The organism is Nocardia aurantia (assembly GCF_009604425.1).
Lineage (GTDB): Bacteria > Actinomycetota > Actinomycetes > Mycobacteriales > Mycobacteriaceae > Nocardia > Nocardia aurantia.
Window position 1 is genome coordinate 354,105 of sequence record NZ_WEGI01000005.1, and the last position, 23,804, is coordinate 377,908.

22 protein-coding genes and 1 pseudogene are annotated in these 23,804 nt (G+C 68.2%); 11 read left to right on the top strand and 12 right to left on the bottom strand.

What is annotated here, in order from left to right; all coding sequences use genetic code 11:
• Positions 1-3: 3 nt before the first annotated feature.
• Entirely contained in the window at positions 4-1,884 is a 1,881-nt protein-coding gene (locus NRB56_RS13350; protein WP_153341834.1) for an ABC transporter ATP-binding protein, read from the bottom strand.
• Positions 1,885-2,140: 256 nt separating this feature from the next.
• Positions 2,141-2,530: an ATP-binding protein gene (locus NRB56_RS13355; RefSeq protein ID WP_227837629.1), complete on the bottom strand. Its 390-nt coding sequence runs from the start codon at positions 2,528-2,530 to the stop codon at positions 2,141-2,143.
• A 397-nt stretch (positions 2,531-2,927) separates the two neighbouring features.
• Here NRB56_RS13355 and NRB56_RS13360 point away from each other — a divergent pair, with 397 nt between their 5' ends.
• Positions 2,928-3,860, top strand: a complete 933-nt coding sequence (locus tag NRB56_RS13360) for a DNA-3-methyladenine glycosylase family protein (RefSeq protein WP_319942948.1) — start codon at positions 2,928-2,930, stop codon at positions 3,858-3,860.
• Between the two features lie 126 nt (positions 3,861-3,986).
• Here NRB56_RS13360 and NRB56_RS13365 read toward each other — a convergent pair whose 3' ends face one another.
• From NRB56_RS13365 to NRB56_RS13385, 5 genes are all read right to left on the bottom strand, one after another.
• Positions 3,987-5,252: an extracellular solute-binding protein gene (locus NRB56_RS13365; protein WP_153342209.1), complete on the bottom strand. Its 1,266-nt coding sequence runs from the start codon at positions 5,250-5,252 to the stop codon at positions 3,987-3,989.
• Positions 5,249-6,082 (bottom strand): carbohydrate ABC transporter permease, encoded by an 834-nt coding sequence (locus NRB56_RS13370; protein ID WP_153341836.1) that lies wholly within the window; start codon positions 6,080-6,082, stop codon positions 5,249-5,251. Before NRB56_RS13370 ends, NRB56_RS13365 begins: the two co-directional genes overlap by 4 nt.
• Positions 6,072-6,938: a carbohydrate ABC transporter permease gene (locus NRB56_RS13375; RefSeq protein WP_153341837.1), complete on the bottom strand. Its 867-nt coding sequence runs from the start codon at positions 6,936-6,938 to the stop codon at positions 6,072-6,074. Before NRB56_RS13375 ends, NRB56_RS13370 begins: the two co-directional genes overlap by 11 nt.
• Before the next feature lie 116 nt (positions 6,939-7,054).
• A complete protein-coding gene (locus NRB56_RS13380; RefSeq protein WP_153342211.1) occupies positions 7,055-8,995 on the bottom strand; it encodes an acyl-CoA dehydrogenase family protein in 1,941 nt (646 codons plus the stop codon).
• Positions 8,996-9,133: 138 nt separating this feature from the next.
• A complete protein-coding gene (locus NRB56_RS13385) occupies positions 9,134-10,318 on the bottom strand; it encodes an AAA family ATPase (RefSeq protein ID WP_153341839.1) in 1,185 nt (394 codons plus the stop codon).
• 132 nt (positions 10,319-10,450) lie between these two features.
• Between NRB56_RS13385 and NRB56_RS13390 the strand changes: the two genes are divergently transcribed.
• The 3 genes from NRB56_RS13390 (at position 10,451) to NRB56_RS13400 (ending at position 12,114) form a co-directional block, all read left to right on the top strand.
• On the top strand, positions 10,451-10,723 hold the full coding sequence (locus tag NRB56_RS13390; protein ID WP_153341841.1) for a hypothetical protein: 273 nt from the start codon (positions 10,451-10,453) through the stop codon (positions 10,721-10,723).
• Between the two features lie 334 nt (positions 10,724-11,057).
• Positions 11,058-11,663, top strand: a complete 606-nt coding sequence (locus tag NRB56_RS40125; RefSeq protein ID WP_153341843.1) for a C40 family peptidase — start codon at positions 11,058-11,060, stop codon at positions 11,661-11,663.
• A gap of 67 nt (positions 11,664-11,730) precedes the next feature.
• Entirely contained in the window at positions 11,731-12,114 is a 384-nt protein-coding gene (locus tag NRB56_RS13400; RefSeq protein WP_153341845.1) for an RNA-binding S4 domain-containing protein, read from the top strand.
• 112 nt (positions 12,115-12,226) lie between these two features.
• Here NRB56_RS13400 and NRB56_RS13405 read toward each other — a convergent pair whose 3' ends face one another.
• Both NRB56_RS13405 and NRB56_RS13410 read right to left on the bottom strand, forming a co-directional pair.
• Positions 12,227-12,427 carry a DUF397 domain-containing protein gene (locus tag NRB56_RS13405; protein WP_153341847.1) on the bottom strand — a complete coding sequence of 67 codons (201 nt, stop codon included), beginning with the start codon at positions 12,425-12,427 and terminating at the stop codon, positions 12,227-12,229.
• An 82-nt stretch (positions 12,428-12,509) separates the two neighbouring features.
• On the bottom strand, positions 12,510-13,403 hold the full coding sequence (locus NRB56_RS13410) for a helix-turn-helix domain-containing protein (RefSeq protein WP_319942949.1): 894 nt from the start codon (positions 13,401-13,403) through the stop codon (positions 12,510-12,512).
• Between the two features lie 309 nt (positions 13,404-13,712).
• On the opposite strand from NRB56_RS13410, the gene NRB56_RS38305 reads away from it, so the two are divergent.
• The 7 genes from NRB56_RS38305 to NRB56_RS13440 all read left to right on the top strand — a co-directional run bounded on the left by NRB56_RS38305 (position 13,713) and on the right by NRB56_RS13440 (position 20,052).
• On the top strand, positions 13,713-13,916 hold the full coding sequence (locus tag NRB56_RS38305; RefSeq protein WP_227837719.1) for a hypothetical protein: 204 nt from the start codon (positions 13,713-13,715) through the stop codon (positions 13,914-13,916).
• Complete coding sequence (locus NRB56_RS13415; RefSeq protein ID WP_153341848.1) at positions 13,913-14,188, top strand: hypothetical protein; 276 nt, start codon at positions 13,913-13,915, stop codon at positions 14,186-14,188. The genes NRB56_RS38305 and NRB56_RS13415 overlap by 4 nt, the downstream gene beginning before the upstream one ends.
• A 171-nt stretch (positions 14,189-14,359) precedes the next feature.
• Entirely contained in the window at positions 14,360-15,208 is an 849-nt protein-coding gene (locus NRB56_RS13420; RefSeq protein ID WP_153341850.1) for a preprotein translocase subunit SecD family protein, read from the top strand.
• A 501-nt stretch (positions 15,209-15,709) separates the two neighbouring features.
• On the top strand, positions 15,710-16,000 hold the full coding sequence (locus NRB56_RS13425) for a hypothetical protein (protein ID WP_153341852.1): 291 nt from the start codon (positions 15,710-15,712) through the stop codon (positions 15,998-16,000).
• Positions 16,001-16,546: 546 nt separating this feature from the next.
• The gene (locus NRB56_RS13430) at positions 16,547-17,311 is read left to right on the top strand and encodes a hypothetical protein (protein WP_153342215.1); all 765 of its coding nucleotides are present in this window, start codon (positions 16,547-16,549) and stop codon (positions 17,309-17,311) included.
• Positions 17,312-17,362: 51 nt separating this feature from the next.
• The gene (locus NRB56_RS13435) at positions 17,363-19,303 is read left to right on the top strand and encodes a fumarate reductase/succinate dehydrogenase flavoprotein subunit (protein WP_153341854.1); all 1,941 of its coding nucleotides are present in this window, start codon (positions 17,363-17,365) and stop codon (positions 19,301-19,303) included.
• A 2-nt stretch (positions 19,304-19,305) separates the two neighbouring features.
• Positions 19,306-20,052, top strand: a complete 747-nt coding sequence (locus NRB56_RS13440) for a succinate dehydrogenase/fumarate reductase iron-sulfur subunit (RefSeq protein ID WP_153341856.1) — start codon at positions 19,306-19,308, stop codon at positions 20,050-20,052.
• Between the two features lie 311 nt (positions 20,053-20,363).
• Here the strand turns inward: NRB56_RS13440 and NRB56_RS13445 are convergent, their stop codons facing one another.
• From NRB56_RS13445 to NRB56_RS13455, 3 genes and pseudogenes are all read right to left on the bottom strand, one after another.
• Complete coding sequence (locus tag NRB56_RS13445; RefSeq protein WP_319942950.1) at positions 20,364-21,518, bottom strand: cation:proton antiporter; 1,155 nt, start codon at positions 21,516-21,518, stop codon at positions 20,364-20,366.
• Positions 21,519-21,659: 141 nt separating this feature from the next.
• Positions 21,660-22,037 (bottom strand): annotated as a pseudogene (locus NRB56_RS13450) (hypothetical protein); the annotation flags it as partial.
• A gap of 54 nt (positions 22,038-22,091) precedes the next feature.
• Complete coding sequence (locus NRB56_RS13455; protein WP_319942951.1) at positions 22,092-23,801, bottom strand: fatty acyl-AMP ligase; 1,710 nt, start codon at positions 23,799-23,801, stop codon at positions 22,092-22,094.
• Positions 23,802-23,804 lie beyond the last annotated feature (3 nt).

Here is a 23,804-nt window from a genome sequence, read left to right on the forward strand (position 1 = left end):
GGCCTACGCCGCGGCCGGTTCCGGGTCGTCCGCGAATTGGGTGCGGTAGAGCTCGGCGTAGCGGCCGCCGGCGGCCAGCAGCTGGGTGTGGGTGCCGTGTTCGACGATGCGGCCGTCCTCCAGGACCAGGATCTGGTCGGCGTTGCGGATGGTGGACAGGCGGTGGGCGATGACCAGGGACGTGCGGCCCGCGAGCGCCTCGGTGAGGGCTTCCTGGACGGCCGCCTCCGAGGTGGCGTCCAGGGCCGCCGTCGCCTCGTCGAGCACCACCACGCGGGGCTGCTTCAGCAGCAGGCGGGCGATGGTCAGGCGCTGACGTTCGCCGCCGGACAGGCGGTAGCCGCGTTCGCCGACGACCGTCTCCAGACCGTCGGGCAGGCTCTCGATCAGCGGGGCGAGCCGGGCCCGGCGCAACGCGTCCCAGAGGTCGGCCTCGGTGGCGGCCGGTTGGGCGAGCAGGAGATTCGCGCGGATCGTGTCGTGGAACAGGTGGCCGTCCTGGGTGACCAGGCCGACGGTGTCCTGCAGCGAGCGGGTGGTCAGCTCGCGGATGTCGACGCCGTTCAGGCGCACCGCGCCGGAGTCGACGTCGTACAGGCGCGAAACCAGTTGCGCGATGGTCGATTTGCCCGCACCGGAGGAACCCACCAGTGCGACCATCCGGCCCGGATCCGCGCGCAGCGAGATGCCGTGCAGCACTTCCTCACCGCCGCGCGAATCGAGGGTGGCCACATCCTCGAGCGAGGCCAGCGACACCTTGTCGGCCGAGGGGTAGCCGAAGTGCACGCCGTCGAGTTCGACCGTCACCGGGCCCGCGGGAACCGGCACCGCATCCGGCGCCTGCGCGATCAGCGGCTTCAGATCGAGGATCTCGAAGACCCGCTCGAAACTCACCAGCGCCGACACGATGTCGACCCGGGCCCCGGCGAGCGCGGTCAGCGGCGCGTACAACCGGGTCAGCAGCAGCGACAACGACACCACCGCACCGGCGTCGAGCTGGCCGCGCAGCGCGTACCAGCCGCCCAGGCCGTACACCAGCGCGACCGCCAGCGCCGACACGAGCGTGAGCGCCGTCATGAACGTGGTCTGCAGCATCGCGGTGCGCACCCCGATATCGCGCACCCGTCCGGCGCGCACCGCGAACGCCTCCGACTCCTGCTCCGGTCGGCCGAACAGCTTCACCAGGGTGGCGCCGGGCGCGGAGAACCGCTCCGTCATCTGGGTGCTCATGTCGGCGTTGAGCTGATTGGCCTCCCGTTGCAGGCCCGCCGCCCGCACGCCGGTGCGCCGCGCCGGAATCATGAACAGCGGCAACAGGATCAGGGCCAGCACGGTGACCTGCCAGGACAACCGCACCATCACGGCCAGCGTGAGCAGCAGCGTGACAACGTTGGTGACCACGCCGGACAGTGTGGTGCTGAATGCCCGCTGTGCGCCGATCACATCGCTGTTGAGCCGGCTGACCAGTGCCCCGGTGCGGGTGCGGGTGAAGAACGCGACCGGCATCCGCTGCACGTGATCGAACACCGCGGTGCGCAGATCGAAGATCAGCCCCTCACCGATCCGGGACGACAACCAGCGGATCACTATGCCGAGCCCGGCATCGCCGATCGCGACCAGGCCGATCACGATCGCCAGCGACACCACCGAATGCGGGGCCGCATGATTGACGATGTCGTTGACCACATGCCCGGCCAGCACCGGATTGGCCACCGCCAGCAGTGCCGAGGCGATACTCGCCACCAGGAACCCCAGTAGCGAAACCCGGTGCGGCCGCGCGAAACCCAGCATCCGCCGCGCGGTCGCCCCGGTCAGTCCCCGGGACCGCGCGGGTGCGTGCACATTGCGGTACAGCTGGTTGCGCGCGACTGCTTCGATATCCATCCGCCTGCTCCCTCTCGTCGCGGGTCCGCCCGCAGGCCATTCAACCCGTGACCACCGACACTAAAACCTCAACAACGGTTCACGGCAAGCTGTATTTTTGGCCTCCGCTTCGCTCCGGCGGGTTTTCGGCCCTTCGGGCCTCGATTCTTCCCTCCTCCGCTCAGTCGCTGCGCTCCCTCGCTCCGTCAGTCCAGAATCGAGGCGGGCCGAAAACACCTCGGGTATACCCTTTCGCTGCACGGGGGATTCAGGGTCGTCAGGGGCTGATCCAGCGCTCGAGGGCGTTGATCGTGGTCTCGGGGGAGGTGTTGAAGCAGAACCGGATACCGGGGGCTACCTCGGTGAGGACGTTCACGATGCGCTCGAACAGCAGGGTGTAGTCGGGGATGGCGCGGATTCCGGCGCCGATCATGACCAGGTTGAATCGCTCGGTGGCTGCCTGTTTCCGCAACTGGGTTTCAGCGTCGTCGGGGGAGCCGTCGAGCAGGCACGAGACGACGTCGAATCCGGCTTTCCGCAGCGCGGCGTTGCCCGCTTCGACCCGGGCGGTCATGATGTCGGCGTCCAGACCGGGGAGTTTGCTGTAATCGATCGACTGTGGATGCAATCCGATCAGTAGGACACGTTCGTCTCGGGTGAACTGCACTCCACAGTCTGATCCCGGTTATCGCTCCTCGGCAACCGCGCTGGTGGGAACGCTGTCTATGTGCCGGGCGGTTGTCGGGACGTTGTCTACGCCGGGTGGGGGGCCCGGGGGCGGCGGCACGAGCGGGCCGGATGGTCTCCGGGCCGACGTGCCGCCGGTGGGGGTCAGCTCCCGGAAGGGAGGGTGCCGGGCGGGATCTGGTAGCCCGAGCTACCTGCGGCTACGCTGCCCCACGCGGCGAGCAGTGCGTTGAGGATGTTGGTGATCATGAGAGAACCTCCCGTCGAGTGCCGGCCCGTCCGCAGTGGGCCGATCACCTCGTTCATCGCGGCCTGTGATCTTCCTGTTATCGAATTGCGGGGGTGGTGCCGCACACACAGGATCGAGGTCGCAGAATGTGGCGGTGGATTCGAGGATCGGCGGTGCGCCGCGGACGGTGTCGGCCGACCGGCCTATCGATCTGGCGCACACGCTTGCTCCGCTGCGCCGCGGGTCCGGCGATCCGTGCCACAAGTCCACCGCGGACGGGGCGCACTGGCGGGCCTCCCGGATGGCGAGTGGCCCGGTCACCTACCGGCTCGTGCAGGAGGGTCCCCGCGCGATCGGGGCGCGGGCCTGGGGTCCCGGGGCGGCGGAATTCCTCGACGGGCTGCCCGGGTTGCTGTGTGTGGACGAGGATCTCGACGGCTTCGCGCCGGACCATCCGAAGATCGCCGAGGCGCATCGCCGACACCCCGGGTTGCGGATGCTGCGCACCGGGCTCGTCTTCGAGGCGCTGGTTCCGGCGGTGCTGGAGCAGCGGGTGCACACGATCTCCGCGCGGGCCTCGTGGCGCGGCCTGGTGTGGCGGTTCGGTGAGCCCGCGCCCGGTCCCACGCCGGTGCCGATGCGGGTGCCGCCGGATGCCGACACCTGGCGGCACATTCCGTCCTGGGTGTACCACCGGGCGAACGTGGATCCGCAGCGGTCCCGGACGATCGTGCTCGCGGCGCGGATGGCGGACAAACTCGAACAGGCCGCGACGATGACGCCCGCCGACGCGGTGCGCCGGTTGTGCGCGGTGCCGGGCATCGGGATCTGGACGGCCGCCGAGATCGCGCAGCGGGCCCTCGGCGATCCGGATGCGTTGTCGGTGGGCGACTTCCATCTCGCCGCGATCGTCGGCTGGACCCTGCTCGGCCGTCCGATCGACGACGACGAGATGGTCGAATACCTGGAACCGCTACGGCCGCACCGATATCGGGCCATCCGGCTGCTGGAGATCGCCGGATTCGCGCACAAGCCGAAGTTCGGGCCGCGCACCCCGCTGGTCGATCACAGCCGTATCTGAGTCCGGGTGTCCGGGGCGGTTCGGGACGGCGATGGCCTCCGGCATGGATCGGCCATCCAGGGCTGGCGGGCCGCGGCTCGCCGGTCCGGGTACGGGACATCGCCTTCGGCCGGGAGCCGGGGACGATCAGGAACCGGCCGCGGCGGCTCGACCGGCCGTCTGAGCGCGGGACAGGGCCTCCGGCACCGGGATTCGGCCCGCGAACATCTCGGACAGCACCGCCGTGATCGCCTGCAGTGCCGCCGGGAACCCGGGCCCGCCACCGGATCCGACGCGCGGTCCGTTCAGGACGTCGAAGAACGGCGCGACGTCGACACCCGCCTGTGCCCAGAACTCGCGATACATCGGCTGATCGGCGACGACCGCGGGAATGGTGGCGCCGTCCCGTGCCAGATAACGGTTGCCGTCGGCACTGCCCAGCCACGCGAGCACGCGGCGGGTCGCGTCCGGATGCGGTGCGGCGGCGTTGGCGGCCACTCCGATGGCGTTGTTCGTCGACACCCGCCCGGCCGGTCCCGCCGGCATGGTCGCGACGCCCCAGTGGAAGCGGGCCTGCTTCGCGATCTGCGCGAGGTCGAAGGTTCCGGACTGGAACAGCGCCAGCTTTCCTTGCAGGAAGGCGTTCTTCGCGAAATCGGAGGTGGCGGCGGTATCGGCCGCCGAGGGCGCGAGCCGATCGGTGATCAGCCCCACCAGATACCCGAACGCCGTCACGCCCGCCGGGCTGTCGAAGGCGAAATCACCGGCCTCGTCCTGGAATCGGCCGCCGGCCGAACCCAGATACGGCAGCTCCAGCGACTGGAAGTCGTTGCCCGCGTTGTACGCCCACGGCGCGACGGCCGCCAGCCGGCGCAGTACGGGGCGGAAGGTGTCCGCCGGTCCCCAGTGCAGATCGGCCAGCTCGGCAGGGGAAACCCCGGCGGCGGCCAGAAGGTCCCGATTGTAGTAGACCGCCGTTCCGCCGTCGACGAATTGCGGTGCGGCCCACAAGGTTCCGTGCCGGGTGTATTGGGCGACCGCCGACGGATCCCAGGCCCGCACGGCCTCGGGCCCGAGCGCCCGGCCGACGTCGACCAGGCGCCCGGCGTCCGCGTAGTCCTCGTAGAGGTTGGTCCAGAACAGGTCGTCGGCGGTGCCCCCGGCCACGTCCAGCCGCAGCTTCTGCTGATAGTTCGCCCACGGCACCACCGTGATCCGCACCCGCACATCGGGATTCGCCTTCTCGAAGGCGTCCAGCGCGGACCGGTAGGCGGGCACGAAACTCTGGTCCCAGATGCGCAACCGCACCACGGTCCCACCGCCGGTTGCCGTGCGCCCCAGCCACAGTGCGGCGGCCACCAGCAACACCGCGGCGAGTGCGATGCCGAGGACGGCCTTGGTGGAGGTCTTCATTTCAGCCCCGTCCACGCGATCGAGCGCAGCACCTGGCGCTGGAAGACGAGGAACAGCAGTACCAGTGGCACGATCGCCAGGGTGGTCGCGGCGGTCACCAGGGTCCACTGGGTGTTGTACTGCGTCTGCAGGTTCGCGGTCGCGACCGTCAGCACCTGCCAGGTCTCACCGCTGCTCGCGACCAGCGGCCACAGGAAGTTGTTCCACTGTGCCACGACGGTGATCAGCGTCAGGGTGGCCAGGATCGGCCGGCTCACCGGAACGATCACGTGCACGATGATGTCGAGGGTGTGCGCGCCGTCCAGCCGCGCCGCGTCCAGCAGTTCCGCCGGGATCGACCGGAAATACTGACGCAGCAGGAAGATCGCGTACGGCGAACCGAACACGAACGGAATCACCAACGCCCAGAAGGTGTTCAACCACCCCAGCTTCGCGAACATCAGATACAGCGGGATCAGGGTGACGATCGGCGGCACCATCATGGTGCCGAGATATCCCCAGAACAACACGTCGCGACCGGGAAAATCCACGCGCGCGAACGCATACGCGGCCAGCGTGGAGGTGATCAGCTGCCCGCCGGTCACGAAGACGGTCATCAGTGCCGTCACCAGCACGGCCCGGCCGAGTCCGTGCCCCAGGACGGTATGGAAATTGGCCCAGGTCACCGGATCCGGCAGCGTCAGCGGCGACTGCCCGGCGAACTGTCCCGGCGTCTTCAACGCTGTCGCCGCGCTCAGCACCAGCGGTGCCACCGTGAGCAACGCACCGGCACAGAGCAGCAGATACGCTGCCCCCGAACGCAATACGGCCCCCGAACGCTCAGTACTCATAGCTCGTCCGATCCCGGAAGTACCGGTGCTGCAACACCGTGATCAGCATCATCACCGCGCACACCACGATCGCCATCACCGCCGCCCGGCCCGGCCGCGCCGCGTCGAACGCCTCCGAGAAGATTCGCATCGCCACCACATCGGTGCGATGATCCGGCCCGCCCTTGGTCAGCGCGTACACCGTGTCGAAGGTCTGGAACGCCGCCAGCACGCCGGTGACCAGCACGAAGAACATGGTCGGCCGCAGCAGCGGCAGCACCAGGAACCGGATGCGCTGCCACCCGCCGGCTCCGTCCAGCGCACCCGCGTCCAGCAGATCCACCGGAATGGCCCGGATCCCGGCGACGAAGAACAAGGCCACGTACCCCACGTTCGACCAGACACTCACCGCCGCCACCGACGGCAGCGCCAGCGCGGGCTCGGACAGCCACTCGATCCGCCGTCCCAGCACCGCGTTCAGCGCCCCGCCGGTCGGCGCGAACACCCACTGCCACACCACCCCCACCGCCACCGGCGCGCACATCCACGGCAGCGCGTACAGCACTTGCCATGCCGTCCCACCCCGCCGCCGCGCCAGCAATGCCGCCACGGCGAACCCGAGCACGGTCTGTATCGGCACCACGAGCGCCGTCAGCGCCAGCGTCACCACCAGTGCGTGCCCGAACTGCCGGTCGCCCAGCACCGCCCGCCAGTTGTCCCACCCGGTGAACCGCACCGGCCCCAGCAGATTCCAGCTGTGCACACTCAACCAAGCCACCACCACGATCGGCAGCAGCAGGAAACACCCGACCCCGATCAGGCTCGGCAACAACAGCGCGTATCCGGTGAGCGCCCGGCGCACGACCCGTCGGCTCATGCCCCGGACGCTACCGCCTCGCTGCTACGGTTTCGTGGCCCGCTGCGCGGTAGGTGCGCGTCACCCGGCCCGCCTGCCGTCAGGTGGCCGCGGTCGCCCGAGCCGCCGAGACGGTTTCACGAATCGCCGAGATCGAACGGCGCGTGCAGGTTCGGCTCGGTGGAGGGCCCGAACTGCCATTCGGCGATCCACGGCCCCGTGCCCTCGCTGGGGTCGAGTACGCCCTCCTCCAGCCAGCGGTAGCGGCCGTCGAGCAGGTTGCGGGTGAGCGCGGTGTCGGCGTCGTCGGTGTTGTCCCAGAGCGCCGCGAACAACCGCTCCACCCGGATCCGCGACTGGCGGCAGAAGGTGTCGGCCAGTTCGGCCGCCCCGGCCGCATCGGCGTCACCGGATGCCGCCAGCGCCCGGGCCCGCACGCACGCCGCCGACATCGCGAACAGCTCCGCGCCGATGTCCACGATCCGGCCCAGGAACCCTTGCCGGTATTCGAGTTTCGCCTGCCAGCGGGCCATCGCGTACATCAGCGCCCGCGCCTGCTTCCGTGACATCCGCTCCACGAAGCGCAGATGCGGTGCCAGCGAGCCGAATTCACCGAATCCGACCGGTGCGGTGCCGGGACCGACCGTGAGTCGCGGGAACCAGCCCGCGTAGAAGCGGCCCGCCCCGACCGCCGCGCGGGCCTTCGCACCGGTGGTCGCGGTGCGGTCGACCAGCGCACCGGCCGCGGCCATGTGCGCATCGGCCATCTCACGGGCGATCAACAGTCGCATGATCTCGCTGGAGCCCTCGAAGATCCGGTTGATCCGCAGGTCGCGTACCAATTGTTCGGTGCCGACGGCACGTTCGCCGCGGGCGGCCAGCGAGGCCGCCGTCTCGTAGCCGCGCCCGCCGCGGATCTGCACCAGTTCGTCGGCGATGACACTTGCCATCTCGGAGGCCCACAACTTCGCGAGCGCCGCCTCGATACGGATGTCGTTGCGGTTCTCGTCGCACATCGCACCGGACAGATCCAGGGCTGCCTCCAGTGCGAAAGTCGTTGCGGCGATGAAGGACAGCTTGGCGCTCACCGCGCCGTGCTCGCCCACCGGCCGCCCCCACTGGACGCGGGTGGCCGACCACTCCCGGCCGATCTTCAGCGACCATTTGGCCGCGGCGGTGCACAGCGCCGGAATCGCCAGCCGTCCGGCGTTGAGCGTGGTCAGCGCGATCTTGAGGCCGTCACCCTCGCGGCCGATCAGGTTCTCCCGGGGCACCCGCACCCGGTGCATGCGCGTCACGCCGTTCTCGATGCCACGCAGGCCCATGAACGCGTTGCGCCGCTCCACCGTGATGCCCGGCGCGTCCGCCTCGACCACGAAGGCCGAGATGCCACCGCGCCGACCTTCGCCCGCGGGAACCCTGGCCATCACGACCAGCAGCTCCGCGACCACGCCGTTGGTGGTCCAGAGCTTGACCCCGTCCAGTTCGTAGGCCTCGCCGTCGGCGGTCGGGGTGGCGGTGCAGGCCATCCGGGCGGGATCGGACCCCACGTCCGGCTCGGTCAGCAGGAATGCGCTGATCGCGCCGTTCGCGCAGCGCGGCAGGAACTTTCGCCGCTGCTCCGCGGTACCGGCCAACTTCAGTGGTTCGGGCACGCCGATCGACTGGTGCGCCGACAGCAGCGCGCCCAGGCTCGGGTGCGCGGAGCCGACCAGCATCAGCGCCTTGTTGTAGCCGACCTGGGACAGGCCCTGCCCGCCGTACTCCGCCGGAATCTTCAGGCCGAAACAGCCCAGCTCGGCGAGCCCGCGCACCACCTCGTCCGGGATGCGCGCCGTGGCCTCGATGGCGGCGCCGTCGATCGTTTCGACGAAGGCCCGCAAGCGTTTCAGGTATTCGTCGGTGCGCGCCGCCTCGGCGGCCGCGGGCCGGGGCCAGGGATGGATCAGGTCCAGCCGGAACCGGCCCAGGAACAGTTCCTTGGCGAACGAGGGCTTGGCCCAGGTGGTTTCGCGGGATTCCTCGGCGAGCGCCCGGGACTGCTCCTCGGTGGCGTGCACTTGCGCGGTGGTCGCCATGATGCCCTCCTCGACGGTGATGGGGATCACATCGAGTGTAGGAGCGCCGGTTACCGGCCGGTAGGGCTTCGGCAGGGAAATCTACGGCTGTCTAATGATCGTGACAGACGGGTGAAGAAACAGCTACGCCGACGCGAATCACTGCACTCCACGCAGATACCGCCCGAAGTGCGGCACGGTGAAGCCGATGGTGCCGCGTTCGGCCGAATAGATCAGGCCCTTCTTGATCAGGCCGTCCCGCGCCGGCGATACCGATGCGGGCTTGCGCCCCAACTCGTTCGCCACCGCCGAGGTGGCCACCGGGCCGTCGTCACCGGCCAGATCGGCCATGGCGCGCATGTATTCGCGTTCGGCGGGGGTGGCCCGCTCGTAGCGCGAACCGAAGAAGCCGACCGCCAGTTCCTCCTCCGCGGCGGGCGCGCCGACCTCCACGTCCTCGGCGGTGATCGGACTGTCGGTGGCGGCATCCCAGGTCGCCTTGCCGTACGCCTGCACGAAATACGGGTAGCCGTCGGCCTTCTGGTACAGCGTGTCCAGGGCCGCGTCGGTGAACTTCACCTCTTCCCGCCCGGCGGGGGCGATCAGCGCGTGGTCGGCCGCGGACCGGTCGAGCCGGTCGATGCGGTGATATCCGAACAGCCGCTCCGAGTAGCTCTTCGAGGCCGACAGTACGGCCGGCAGATGCGGCAGCCCGGCCCCCACCACGATCAGCGGTGCGGCCTCCTGGCTCAGTTCGTGGCAGGCGGCGCAGATCGCGGAGATGTCGGCCGGGCCGAGATCCTGCATCTCGTCGATGAAGATCGCGATGCCGACCCCGACGGCCCGCGCCACCTCCGCGGCCTCCAGCAACAGTTCCACCAGGTCGATCTCGATATCGCCGGAGTCGGCGCGGCCGGTGACCGCGGGGACGTCGATACCGGGCTGCCAGCGCTCGCGCATGCCCTTGTCGGCGGTGGACCGCAACGCGAAAGCCTTGAGAATGCCCAGGAAGTCGTCGACCATCTCGGGATGGCGATGCGCCACCGCGATCGCCCGGACCGCCATGTGCAGCGCCGAGGCCAGCGGTCGGCGCAGTTCCTGATCCGGCCGGGCCTCGAGTTTGCCGGTGCCCCAACCACGTTGCCGGGCGGCGGAGCGAAGCTGGTTGAGCAGCACGGTTTTTCCGACACCGCGCAGGCCGGTGAGCATCACGCTGCGTTCCGGCCGGCCGCGGGCCACCCGCTCCAGCACGATGTCGAACGCGTCGAGTTGTTTGTCGCGCCCGGCGAGTTCGGGCGGCCGCTGACCGGCGCCCGGGGCGTACGGATTTCGCACGGGGTCCATGCCGCTACACCGTAGCGTGTCCGCAGCGAAATATCGGACCATCTAGATCTTCTCCTAGACACAGGCATCGAGCGCTGTGCGCCGGACCGGTCGGCGCCGGGCGCGAAGGGCGAAACCCTCTAGGCTGTGGGCATGTCCGAGGAGTCTGGTCCCGGGGAGTCGGTTCCCACGGTCGCGGAGGTCGTCGAATCCTGGAAGGTGCCGAGCGACGCTCCGGTCGCCCTGCAGATCCGGCACAACATCCTGGTGGCGATCGAAGGTGGCTATGACGACCCGCAACTCGTCGCCGATCTCGCCGTGGGTCCGTTGGTGGTCGCGGTGGGCCGGCTCGAGACGGACCTGGCCGACGCGCGCCGCCGCATCGCCGAACTGGAGCGGGCGCTGGCCGACGGCGAGTCGAAATGATCCGTCCGGCCCGTTACGCCGGACTTGTAACACACCCGCACGTAGGTTCGATAACGGCTGTAGCCGAGTCGAAATCGCGTCGTGATCCTGCCGCCGATGCTGTCGTTGCCCGGCGTGTCCTGGGTCTTCGTCGTGGGGCACAAGTGTGCCAGCCGTTCGAGTGGACAAGCGTCCCGGCGTAGCCGTAATCTTCTCGTGACTTAACGAAGTCAGTCGCTTCACGGCAGAGAAGTGGCTCGTTGGGTCAGCTTCACACAGGAGACTCGGTTCGGTGGGTAGACACAGCTTGCAACGGGAATCTCGGCTTCCGAGTTCCGTGAAGGGTGCGCTCGTAATGGGCGCCGTAGCCGCCTCGACCGGTGCTATACCGGCCATTTCGAGCGCTGCCACGATCAACGTTCCCGGCATCGGCAACTTCGATGTCCCGGTCGGCTCGGAGTTCGACCAGCAGGTCGCCCAGGCCAACCAGGCGCTCGCAGACCACGCCGATCAGATCAAAGCAGCCCAGCAGGTGCTCGCGCCGCAGTCGATGGCGCCGCTGCAGGGCCCCGGCGGTGCTCCGATGCTGCCGGATCTGTTCCATCAGCAGGACCACAGCGTGGGCAACCAGGCGCTGGACGTGGCTCGCTCCAAGATCGGTGCGGAGTACGTCTGGGGCGCCTCCGGTCCGTCCAACTTCGATTGCTCCGGCCTGGTGCAGTGGGCCTACAAGCAGGTCGGTATCGACCTGCCGCGCACCAGCTTCGAGCAGTCGCACGTCGGCAAGCCGATCGCCTTCGAGGAACTGCAGCCGGGCGACCTGGTCATCCAGAACGGCGGCGGCCACGTGGCCATGTACGCCGGCGACGGTAAGATCCTCCAGGCGCCGCAGTCCGGTGAGACCGTCAGCTACGCGCATCTCAACCCCGACTCCGTCGTCACCGCCCGCCGGGTGTCCTGAGCGAATTCGTACCCGCTCGGCTCGCGTCGGCCGGTGTTCCCCGCCGACGTGAGCCCGAGGAGTACTTCTGGATCAGCACTCCGGTACCGCCCGAGTCGACTCCTGGACTTGGGCTGTCCGCTTGTTCAAAACCCGTTCCGCCGCGGCCGAAGCGTGCCGCGGCGGACACGTGCGCGTGAACGGTGTCGCGGTCAAACCCGCTCACCAGGTGAAACCCGGTGACGAGGTACGGATTCGGGTGGCCGGGCACGAGCGCATCGTGATCGTGGAGCGGGTCGTGGCCAAACGGGTCGGCGCGCCGATCGCCGCACAGTGCCTGATCGACAAGACCCCCGCGCCTCCGCCCCCCGAAATCATCGCGTCGATGCCGCGCCGCGATCGGGGGGCCGGCCGTCCGACGAAACGTGAACGCCGCGAGACGGATCGGTTGCAGGGCAGAGCACCCGACTGATCCTCGCCCGCCGCCCGGCAGTGAATTCGCCACCACCGCCGCAATTTTCGCTGGAGCGCTGCGGCCCGGGCCGTCCCTCGTGCCCCTGCTGGGAACGGCCCGGACCGATCGTTCAGCCCCGGAAGATCCCGTCGCGGATACCGTCGACGAACGTCGACCACTCACCGGGCCCGAAGAGCAGGGCCGGGCCGTCCGGATTCTTGCTGTCGCGCACGCCGATTCGGCCGCTGTCGAGGAAGGCCACCTCGACGCACTCCTTGGCACCACTGCGGGTGCTCTTGAACCAGCGAGCGCCGACCAGCTCGTTCTCCATTACCTTCATGTCCTTTCCGGCGGGAGCCGACGGGCCTTGCGCCGAGGGGACTCGCTGCCGACGCGCCGCAATCCCGTGTGCTTCACACCATGAATTCCTTGGCAACCTGCCGCAACAGGTGTCTACTGGCGGAAATGTCCAATGCGCTGCGCAGCAGTTGCTCGTGCGCCTGCCGATACCGCCGCACATCGGTTTCTCTCTCGAGATAGAGATCTCCGGTGAAGCCCTCGACATAGACCACCGGTGGCTCCACCGGCTGCCCCTTCGCGTCCGCACCGAACTCGAGGAGTATGTACGGACCGGACGAAAGCCCCAGTGGGACACCGGAACTGAAGGGCAGAACGCGCAACTCGACATTGTCCAGAGTGCTGAGATCGGCCAGATGCCGTAGCTGCGCAGCCATCACCTTTGCACTTCCGACGACGCGGCGCAAGACCGATTCACACAACACCACCTCGAGGTTTGCGGGCTGATGTCTGCGGGTGATCAGCACCTGTCGCTGCAACCGCAGTTGCACCCGCCGCTCCAATTCGGCGGCCGAATTCGCCGGATACCCCAGGGTATTGAGCGCTCGTGCGTAGTCGACCGTCTGGACCAGGCCCGGCACCAGTTCGCACTGATACGCGGTGAGCCGGCGCGCGGACGCCTCCAGCCCGACGAACACGTCGAAGTCCTCCGGGATCAGATCGCCGTAGGCGTGCCACCAGCTCTTCACCGCCGTCTGCTGGGCCAGCCCCTTGAGTCCTTCGGCGATATCGTCCGGGATTCCGTAGATCCGGCACAATGCCTCGATGTCGATGGTGCGGATGCGATCGGCCTGGCCCTTCTCCAGCCGCTGCAAGGTGGTGGCGCCCCACTCCATCAATTTCGCCGCCTCGGCGATGGTCAGGCCGGCGCGGGTTCGCCAGTCTCGCAGGTACCTTCCCAGCTGTCGGCGCGGCAACGTCGACGAGGTGTGGGTGGAGGTTTCAGACACAGCACAAACTCCGTTCGGTCCGGATGCCCGGGGCGGATATGGTGGTCCGCTCCCGCCCGCCCCCGGCGCATCACATCGGCAGAGCCTTCGTCCACTATGGAGAATCTTGCGCCCCCGAGCGGATCCGGTGCTGGGAATTCGCGCGAAAAATTTAGAGGATATCCACTTCGGGGGTAGCGAACCGTCGGCTGGTGGATGCTGGATGTGTGCTCGGATCGCAACGCACGAAAATCACACGCAGGAACGAGGAGTCATGGCCGCACACGTCGTCGGGAGCGCGTTGGTCGCCGGTGTCCGGGGGGTGGGGGCGTGCAAGTGACGTGCCTGCACCTGTCCGGCGCCGGACTGCTCCGCTGCGGGGCCGATCCCGGAGTCATGAGCATCGCTCAGGCGCATGCCGCGATGCAGCTGCATCTGGACTGCACGGTCGACACGTGCCGGGTGCGGCGACGCGCCCGCGCCGTACTCGTGGAAGCCGGTCGCTGTGTGCTCGACGAACGGGCGCTACCGTGACGGCGCTGCTGCCGGCGGGCGGCCGGAAGGTGGTGCGGCCCAATCCTTCTCGGGAACGCGGCGGCCGTACCCTCGCCCGTCACGCCGCGGCTCCCGGCCGTCCGGCGGTGCCGTTGCGCACCGGCCGGCACGCGGCTCCGAGCGGTGCGCGACGGACCCGTCCGGCCCACGCGGCGCTCGACCGCTACGACCGGATGATGCTGGGGCTGGCCGGATGGTTGCTCGCGGTCCGGGTCGCTCTGGTGGGGGAGCGGCAATTCGACGAGCGATAAATCAGCCGTCTCATTTGCGACAAAATTCCGGCTACCCGATCGTGGTGCCGCACAACGTACCCGTGCCGATCAAACTACCGGTTTGCGGCGTACGCCCGGACCCTTATCCTTTGTCGGTATCGGGGCGGGTCCGTTGGTACGAGGTTCCTGCACGAAGGTGAGAGGAACCGCATGGCCAGGAATCAGCATCCGGAAGTCGAGCGCTGGCCCCAGGCCTCCGACGACGGGCGCTGGCCGGAGGCTCCACCCGAGGACGACCGGTGGGCGGCGGCGCAGAATCGCCGCCGCCCCGTGCCCCCGCCACCCGCCGACCCGGACGACGATCTCTGGGCCGCGGCCGACCGGCGGCGCGTTCCCGCCACACCACCGGCCGAACCCGACGACGAGGAGTGGGAGGCGCCGAGCCGTCGCCGGGCCGGTCGGCTGCGCGTGGAGGTGCCGCCGATCGTCAATCCCTATGCGATCGTGGCACTGGTCGCGGCGCTGATCGGCGCGTTCCCGGTGGCGATCGTGTTCGCCTTCGTCTCCTTCAGCTACCCGCGTGGCCGGTTCATGGCCGCGTGCGCCCTGCTCATCGGCATGCTGGAGGTGACGGTGCTCCTGGGGGTCGCCGCGCTGGCCGGAGTGACGGTGCCGCACTTGGACCTGCATCGGAGTTCGGATTCCTCGGCGTCGCTCGGCCAGCCGTCGGTCGCGCCGACCCAGCCCACCACGACATCGGTTCCCATCACCGTCACCGCCGCGACCCCGGTCAAACCGCCGAGCGCCGCCAAGGGGGAGGTGTGCACCGACGCCCAGGTCGCCCTGATCGGCACGGCCTCCGACGGCAGCACCCTGTTGTGCCTGCACAGCAGCAGCGGATACCGCTGGGTGGGCCCGTATTCGGTGAGCACCGCCGTCCACGAGGGTGGCGGCAAATGCCTTCCCGGCACCGACAAGTCGGCCCGCACCTCGGACGGCCACGCCCTGGTCTGCGAGGGCGCCGGCGCCACCGGCACATGGACCCTCTGGGTGGAATGACCCGCTCCACCCGGTAGCTGCGCCGGGCCCGCGACCACCGTGCCGGAACACGGCTACCCCCAGGCGATCGACTGCCCACGGTTTGCGAACCCGCTACCGCCGCCCGCGTCTCGAGCAGGCCACCGGCATTCGCTCCGAACAGCGCGGCGCCTCGTCACGAGGAGGCCGCGCCTCCGGGACCTGATGCGAATCCCCCGACATCGAGCGATATCTACAGTTATCTAGCCCTGAAACTAGATCAACTTAGATTCGTATCGAGAGGCCGGGCGGGGTGAATGTTCCCGCGGTCGCGGCTCTGGTCGACCGGGCCCTCGCAACCCTCGCGGAGCCGATATCCGACCTCGCCGAGGCGGGATGACAGGCGGCTGCGCACCAGGTCAGATGCCTTTTTCGACGCTGTACGAGCTATCCGCGAAATGATCGCGTACTGTGTTGTAGATCACGATGTGTGGTCTATCACATTGTGGCGACACGCCCGCAAACGGTCTCGAGGAGGGTTCGATGACACGCAGCGAGATAGCGGAGCTCCGCTTCGCGGTCACCCAGCTACGCCAGTGCGTCGGCGCACTGCGGTCGCATTATGGAGAGTCCAATACCGTCAAGCGGTTGGAGAACGATCTCGAGCGGCTCACCATCGACGCCGACGAATTCGAGCAGTCGCCCCCGCCCGAGATAGCGAGCCGGCGCGACCAGGAAACCATCTACGTCCCGGACAGCAAGTCCGACGAGGCCGCCTGGATGGGCGCACAGGACGAGGGTCTCGGCTTCCACTCCCGCCCCCGCACAACCTGATTCGACTCGCTCGGCGGTCCCTGGCCCAATCCGGGCCGAAATCCCGCCGCGGCGAAGCGAAGGCGAACAACACAGCACGGATCGGGAGCATCGGAACCCGGTTCGTGCTGTTGCTGTGTTCGGGAGTGCGGGGGTCGGCTGTCGGCGGGCGGCGCCGCCGGGGCACTGATTCGTAGCTGGCATCGAGAGCTGTCCGTCCCATGAAGTCGCGAAAATCCCCCGACCGCCGAATATGTCCCGAAAGTCCTTGGTGTCCTGCCGGTTTGCCTACCGTTCACTGATCTTGTAATCATGCTTCATGATCAGAAAATGTGGCGTAGATCATATGGCCCCTGGTGGGTCGATTCTCTCGGGACCCGTCACAAGTCATAGCTCCGTTGTCGTATGGTGCTCACCATCACATTCGATGCCGGAGGTAACGATGACGTTCCACGGGGTAGATCAGCGAGGCATCCTGCCGTGAGCGAGCTTACGAGCGAACCACTTACCCAGCAGACCACCGCCCCCGAGCCGGGTACCGGCGTTTTCGGCACCGGCCGCGCTGCGATGACGATGCGAACCCTCCGCACGGACCGATGGTGGCTCCCGCCGCTGATCACCGTGGTCGGCCTGGCCGCCTTCGTGATCTACGCGACCATCCGGGCGTTCGTGCGAACGGCCTACTGGGTCAACGACTATCACTACCTGACGCCGTTCTACTCGCCCTGTGTGAGTACCTCGTGCGCGGAGGGTTCCAGCCATCTCGGGCACTGGGTCGGCGCGCTGCCGGTCTGGATCCCGCTGGGCTTCATGGTGTTGCCGTTCCTGCTGCTGTTCCGGCTCACCTGCTACTACTATCGCAAGGCCTACTACCGGGCGGTGTGGTTCTCCCCGCCGGCCTGCGCGGTGGCCGAACCGCACGCGAAATACAGTGGTGAGACCAGGCTTCCGCTGATCATCCAGAACGCGCACCGCTACTTCTTCTACATCGCGGTGCTGGTGTCGGTGATCAACACCTACGACGCGATCATCGCCTTCCATGGCAAGTCCGGTGGCGTCGGCGTCGGCCTGGGCACCCTGATCATCCTGGTGAACGCCGTACTGCTGTGGACGTACACGCTGTCGTGCCATTCCTGCCGGCACATCGCGGGCGGCCGGTTGAAGCACTTCTCGGCGCATCCGGTGCGGTACTGGTTCTGGACCCAGGTGTCGAAGCTGAACACCCGGCACATGCAGCTGGCGTGGACCACGCTGGGCACCCTGGTGCTCACCGACTTCTACGTCATGTTGGTCGCCAGCAACACCATCTCGGATCTGCGCTTCGTCAACTGACGAAACGCTGGTGTCCCCACATTCCCTTGTCCTACAGGAGTATTCGGTTCCATGCCTGAAGTCGAGCGGCACAAGTACGACGTCGTCGTGATCGGCGCCGGAGGCGCCGGCCTGCGCGCTGCGATCGAGGCGCGCGAACACGGGCTCTCGGTGGCGGTGGTGTGCAAGTCGCTGTTCGGCAAGGCGCACACCGTGATGGCCGAGGGCGGATGCGCGGCGTCGATGGGTAACGCCAACGAAAAAGACAGCTGGCAAACGCATTTCCGCGACACCATGCGCGGCGGCAAATTCCTGAACAGCTGGCGGATGGCCGAACTGCACGCGCAGGAGGCCCCGGATCGGGTGTGGGAGCTGGAGAGCTGGGGCGCCCTGTTCGACCGGCTGCCCGACGGCCGGATCAGCCAGCGCAACTTCGGCGGTCACACCTATCCGCGGCTGGCGCATGTCGGCGACCGCACCGGCCTGGAGCTCATCCGCACCATGCAGCAGCGCGTGGTCGCGTTGCAGCAGGAGGATTTCGCCGAGACCGGTGACTACGAGGCACGCCTGAAGGTGTTCCAGGAGTGCACGATCACCGATCTGGTCAAGGACGGCGATGCCATATCCGGCGCCTTCGGGTACTGGCGGGAGTCGGGCCGGTTCGTGCTGTTCGAGACCCCCGCGGTGGTCCTGGCGACCGGCGGAATCGGCAAGTCCTACAAGGTGACCTCCAATTCCTGGGAGTACACCGGCGACGGCCACGCGCTGGCGCTGCGGGCCGGGGCCGCGCTGATCAACATGGAGTTCCTGCAGTTCCATCCCACGGGCATGGTCTGGCCGCCGAGCGTGAAGGGCATCCTCGTCACCGAGGGTGTCCGCGGCGACGGGGGCATCCTGAAGAACTCCGAGGGCAAGCGGTTCATGTTCGACTACATCCCGCCGGTGTTCAAGGGGCAGTACGCGGAGACCGAGGAGGAGGCCGACCAGTGGTTGCGCGACAACGACTCCGCGCGCCGCACCCCGGATCTGCTGCCCCGTGACGAGGTGGCCCGCGCGATCAACGAGGAGGTCAAGGCCGGTCGCGGTACCGTGCACGGCGGCGTCTTCCTCGACATCGCCTCCCGGTTGACCCCGGAGGAGATCGTCAAGCGGCTGCCGTCCATGCACCACCAGTTCAAAGAGCTCGCGGACGTGGACATCACGAAGGAGCCGATGGAGGTCGGTCCGACCTGTCACTACGTGATGGGCGGCATCGAGGTCGATCCGGACACCGGATCGGCGGGCGTGCCCGGATTGTTCGCCGCCGGTGAGTGTTCCGGTGGTATGCACGGGTCGAACCGGCTCGGCGGCAACTCGCTCTCGGATCTGCTGGTGTTCGGCCGGCGTGCCGGGATGGGCGCGGCCACCTACGTCGAGCAGCTCGACAAGCGACCGGAGATCGCCGAATCGGATATCGACGCGGCCGCGAAACTCGCACTGGCGCCGTTCGATCCGCCGGCCGACGGCACCGCCGAGAATCCCTACACCCTGCACACCGATCTGCAGCAGACGATGAACGACCTGGTCGGCATCATCCGCAAGGAGCACGAGCTGAAGCAGGCCATCGAGCGACTGGCCGGATTGCGCGAGCGCTTCGACACCGTGACGGTGGAGGGTCATCGGCAGTTCAACCCGGGCTGGCATCTCGCGCTGGATCTGCGGAACATGCTGGTGGTCAGCGAATGTGTGGCGCAGGCGGCACTGTTGCGCACCGAGAGTCGCGGTGGTCACACCCGCGACGACCATCCGGTGATGGACCCGACCTGGCGCAACAAACTGCTGGTCTGCAAGGTCGATCCGGACGATGTGGGCCAGACGGTGCCCGCGGTCGCGGTGACCCCGCAGGACCAGCTGCCGATGCGCAACGACCTGCTCGCCCTCTTCGAACTGACCGAGCTCGAAAAGTATTACACCGCGGCAGATCTCGTCGATCATCCCGCATCTACCGAATCCTCCGCGAAAGGGGATGCGTAGCAATGAGTTACGACGCCAAATTCAGAGTGTGGCGCGGCGACGCCGAAGGCGGCTCCCTGCAGGACTTCACCGTCGAGGTGAACGAGGGCGAGGTGGTTCTCGACATCATCCACCGCCTGCAGGCCACCCAGGCCTCGGATCTCGCCGTGCGCTGGAATTGCAAGGCGGGCAAGTGCGGATCCTGTTCGGCCGAGGTGAACGGCCGGCCGCGACTGCTGTGCATGACCCGCATGTCGACCTTCACCACCGACGAGGTGGTCACGGTCACGCCGATGCGCACCTTCCCGGTGATCCGCGACCTGGTCACCGATGTGTCGTTCAACTATGAGAAGGCCAGGCAGATACCCTCTTTCACGCCGCCGGCCGATCTGAAGCCGGGCGAGTACCGGATGCAGCAGAAGGATGTCGAGCGCTCGCAGGAGTTCCGCAAGTGCATCGAATGCTTCCTGTGCCAGGACACCTGTCACGTGGTGCGTGACCACGAGGACAACAAGAACGCCTTCGCCGGGCCCCGATTCCTCATGCGCGTGGCCGAATTGGAGATGCATCCACTGGATGTCGCCGACCGGCGCGATATGGCGCAGGAGGATTTCGGGCTCGGCTACTGCAACATCACCAAATGCTGCACCGAGGTGTGCCCGGAACATATCAAGATCACCGACAATGCGCTGATCCCGATGAAGGAACGAGTCGTCGATCGGAAGTACGATCCGATCGTCTGGTTGGGTAACAAACTTTTCCGGCGGTAGTCGGGTCCGGCCCGCACGGTCCGGCAGATCACTGCCGGGCCGGGTGGCCCGCCGAAACTACAACACCGAAACCATTCCGATCGCCACTACGGCGACCAAGAGTCCGATCAAGAGCGAGGACAACACCGTCCCCGTCAAAAGATAGATCCCCACGGCCGACACCGCGAACAACATTCCGACGATCAGGCGCTCCAGCCAATCGCCGGGGATGAGCTTCCGGTACCGGGGAGGCATATTTCTGATCCCACGGTCCATGTATCGAGGGGTACCCCGGCCGTCACCGGATCAAACACCTATTCGATATCGAACAGCTACCTTTCCGTGACCTCCGGTGTCGCCGGCGTACCGGCGGCGTGACCGGCGCGCCCGCTCGCCAGGGCCGCGGCGGCGATGGTGATGAGCACCCCGAGCATGATCGCCGCACCCTCTCCGGCAACCAAAATGTGGGACTGGGTGCCGATCGTGACGGCGGCCACCGGCACCCCGATCTGAGCGGCGGCCAGCGTCGCGAACGCGAGCGGCTGGCCGAGCAGCCGCATCGCCGCGTGCGCCAGGACCGCCGCCACGCCGAGGGCCATGCCGAGCAGGATCAGCCGCGGCTGATGCCCGAATTCCCGCAGGCTCAGCCGCGCACCCAGCCAGACGAAGAACAACGGCGCGAGGAAACCGTCGCTGATCGCGAACAGCTGCCTGGCCACCCGGCGCGGCTCGCCGACCCCGGCCACCGCGAGTCCCGTGGCGAAACCGGCGATCATCACCGACACGTGAGTGCGCGTGGCCAGTGCCACCAGGCCGAACAGCAGCGCCAGGCTGATCCGCAGCTCCAGCGCGAACTTGCGGCGCTGCGAGACCTCGTGTGCGCGCCGCCGCCACCCGGAACGCTCCAGATAGCGCAGCGCCAGATAGATCAGCACCGCACCCGCCGTGACCGCGAGCGCTCCCAGCGCGGTGCGCAGCACCGAACCGGTGTCGACCACCAGCGGTACCGCCACCGTGCACACGGTGTCGGCGACCGCGACCTGCGCGGTCAGCTCCACGACCGATTTCCCGCGCAGGCCCGCGGAATCGAGGATCGGCAGGATCAGCGCGGCCGAGGAGGAGGCGATCAGCACCGCGTACATCGCGCCGTGCCCGGTCCCGAACCAGTGCGCGATTGCGTATCCGGCCGCGGCCGCCAGGGCGCCGACCATCGCGGCGCGCAGCAGGCCCGGCGCCAGCGCCGACCGCACCGACCGATTCACCGGCACATGGGTGCCCGCCACGAACATCACCAGCGCGAAACCCATGTCGGCGAGGAACGTGAACACCGGATCGTCGGGATGCAGCACACCGAAACCGGTGGTGCCGAACAGGACTCCGGCCAGCAGTTCGCCGACGATGACCGGAACGTGCCAGTTCGCCCGCCAGGCCAGGGCCGGGCCGGCCAGGCCCAGTCCCAGCACCAGCGCGAGGGTCGAGAACGTCACCGCCGGCTACTTCTTCGACTTCGACTTCCCGCCGGACCCTTTGCCGGGATCCGGTTCCGCCGCACCGGTTGCCGGCGCGTTGGCTGCGGATGCCGACTTGGCCGCTGCCACAGCCACTTTCGCATCAGGCGTGAGCAGTGCGGCGATCTTCACCGGGATCGGCACGTTCTCGTCGGTGTGATAGCAGGCGCACACCCGGTGATAACCGTCCGCGATCTGTGCCGGTGCGCCGGCGGCGAAGTCACCGCGGACCACCAGGATCGGCGACAACGGCTTCCCGGTCAGGATCTTGGACAGATCCCGGCGCACATGCGGATTGTCCGGCGGCAGCAGGCTCAACTGCGCGGCGCGCAGGAGGTCCTTCGCCTTCTTGTGCGTCACCGGGGCCGCGCGCAGCAGCTCCACCAAGGTGTCGACGGTGTCCCGATCGGCGACGAGCTCGAGGTAGTCCGCGGCGGCCGGATAGTCGTGGTCCTCCGGTGTCTCCAGCCATCGCACCGGGAAGGGTTCGGTTGTCATCCGGATATGATCGCTCGCCGATCCGTCCCGGCGCCGCCGAGCCACGCGCGACGGTCAGAACGATCCACTGATCAGCGGTTCGGTGATCCGGGTCAGCGCCCCGGCCCGATACCGCGCCCGGCATTCCCCGCGCCGCAACTTGCCGCTGGAGGTTTTCGGGATCTGACCGCGCGGCACCAGCATCACATCGGCGGGCGCGATGTCGTGCGCCGCCGCCACCGCGGACCGGATCCGGCGCGCCACCGTCGCGGGATCGGCCAGCCGATCGTCGAGTTCGGCCACCAGCACCAGGGTCTCGTGATCACCGTGGTCGATGCCGAAGGCGGCGATGTGACCCGCCCGCACCTCCTGCGAGACACCGGCCGCCGTCGCCTCGATATCGGCGGGGTAGTGATTGCGGCCGGCGACGATGATCATGTCCTTCAACCGCCCGGCCGGGAACAGCTGCCCTTCGTGCACGAAACCCAGATCGCCGGTGCGCAACCACCGTTCGTGGTCGCCCGGCAGCCGTGCGCCGAAAACGTCGGCGGTGGCCTGCGGCCGGCGGAAATATCCGGTGCTCACATTCGGTCCCGCCACCCACACCTCGCCGACCTCGCCGTCGGCCACCACCCGGTGCCGCAGCGGATCCACGATCCGGATCCGCTGTCCCGCCGCGGTTCCGCAGCCGACCAGCGCGACACCGTGCGCCGGATCGCGCGCGAGCACCGCGCGCCCGGCGGCCAGTTCGTTGCGATCGAACTCCTCCACCAGCGGCGGATCCGCCGTCGCGGCGAACGCGACCGGCAGCGTCGCCTCCGCCAGTCCGTAGCCCGGCGTATGTGCGGTGTGCCGGAAACCATAGGGGGCGAACATCTTCGTGAAGGCCGCGAGCGATTCGGCGCGGATCGGCTCCGCCCCGTTGACCAGCAGCTCGAGGCCGGACAGGTCCAGCCCCTCGCGTTCGGCGGCGGTCGTCGCCGTGACCGCCAGAGCCAGACCGAAATTGGGCCCGGCGGTGGTCCCGGCGCGATAGTCACTGCACGCGCGCAACCAGCGGATCGGCCGCTTGGCGAACTCGGCCGGCGCCAGCGTCACCGCGAGCACCCCGGTGTACAACGGCAGCGAGAGCGCCAGGATCAGGCCCATGTCGTGGAAGAACGGCAACCAGGTGACGATCGGCCGCACCGCGACGGGCGGCATCCCGGCGCGCAACTGCTCCAGCGCGGCGGTGTGGTTGGCATGCGAGATCTCCACTCCGGAGGGCGCTTTCGTCGACCCGGAGGTGTACTGGAGATACGCGGGATGGTCGCCGACCGGGTCGAGGATCGGCGCGACGGAATCGGTCTCCGCCGTGACGACCAGAACCCGTCCCACCGCTGCCCCGCTGTCCCGCGTCCGTTGTTCCGCTCCGGCGCAGACCAGGCTGACCGCCGGATCGGCATCCGCCAGCACCGTGATCAGCCGATCCATGTTGCGGTGCGGCGACACCGGGAACAACGGCACCGCTATCCGGGCACTGTAGAGGCAGGCGAGGAAGGCGATCACATACTCCGGCCCGTGCTCGCACAGGATCGCCACCCGCGCGCCGGGTCCGGTCGCCGTCCGCAGCCGCTGCGCGAGTGCCCCTGCGGCCGTGTGTAATTCGTAACAGGTCAGCGTGTGCGGCAGGCACTCGGTACCGCGATAGGTCAAGGTGATGAGGGCCGGATCGGCGGGCCGGACCCGGGCCCGCTCGGAGACGGCCACGGCCAGCGGGGCCGCGGACTTGCCGGGGACTGTCACGGA

Excerpts from the sequence above, each read along its gene's own strand:
- NRB56_RS13350 (WP_153341834.1), bottom strand. The coding sequence starts at position 1,884 with ATGGATATCGAAGCAGTCGCGCGCAACCAGCTGTACCGCAATGTGCAC.
- NRB56_RS13365 (WP_153342209.1), bottom strand. The coding sequence starts at position 5,252 with ATGAAGACCTCCACCAAGGCCGTCCTCGGCATCGCACTCGCCGCGGTG.
- NRB56_RS13370 (WP_153341836.1), bottom strand. The coding sequence starts at position 6,082 with ATGAGTACTGAGCGTTCGGGGGCCGTATTGCGTTCGGGGGCAGCGTAT.
- NRB56_RS13375 (WP_153341837.1), bottom strand. The coding sequence starts at position 6,938 with ATGAGCCGACGGGTCGTGCGCCGGGCGCTCACCGGATACGCGCTGTTG.
- NRB56_RS13380 (WP_153342211.1), bottom strand. The coding sequence starts at position 8,995 with ATGGCGACCACCGCGCAAGTGCACGCCACCGAGGAGCAGTCCCGGGCG.
- NRB56_RS13385 (WP_153341839.1), bottom strand. The coding sequence starts at position 10,318 with ATGGACCCCGTGCGAAATCCGTACGCCCCGGGCGCCGGTCAGCGGCCG.
- NRB56_RS13390 (WP_153341841.1), top strand. The coding sequence starts at position 10,451 with ATGTCCGAGGAGTCTGGTCCCGGGGAGTCGGTTCCCACGGTCGCGGAG.
- NRB56_RS40125 (WP_153341843.1), top strand. The coding sequence starts at position 11,058 with ATGGGCGCCGTAGCCGCCTCGACCGGTGCTATACCGGCCATTTCGAGC.
- NRB56_RS13405 (WP_153341847.1), bottom strand. The coding sequence starts at position 12,427 with ATGGAGAACGAGCTGGTCGGCGCTCGCTGGTTCAAGAGCACCCGCAGT.
- NRB56_RS13420 (WP_153341850.1), top strand. The coding sequence starts at position 14,360 with ATGGCCAGGAATCAGCATCCGGAAGTCGAGCGCTGGCCCCAGGCCTCC.
- NRB56_RS13425 (WP_153341852.1), top strand. The coding sequence starts at position 15,710 with ATGACACGCAGCGAGATAGCGGAGCTCCGCTTCGCGGTCACCCAGCTA.
- NRB56_RS13430 (WP_153342215.1), top strand. The coding sequence starts at position 16,547 with ATGACGATGCGAACCCTCCGCACGGACCGATGGTGGCTCCCGCCGCTG.
- NRB56_RS13435 (WP_153341854.1), top strand. The coding sequence starts at position 17,363 with ATGCCTGAAGTCGAGCGGCACAAGTACGACGTCGTCGTGATCGGCGCC.
- NRB56_RS13440 (WP_153341856.1), top strand. The coding sequence starts at position 19,306 with ATGAGTTACGACGCCAAATTCAGAGTGTGGCGCGGCGACGCCGAAGGC.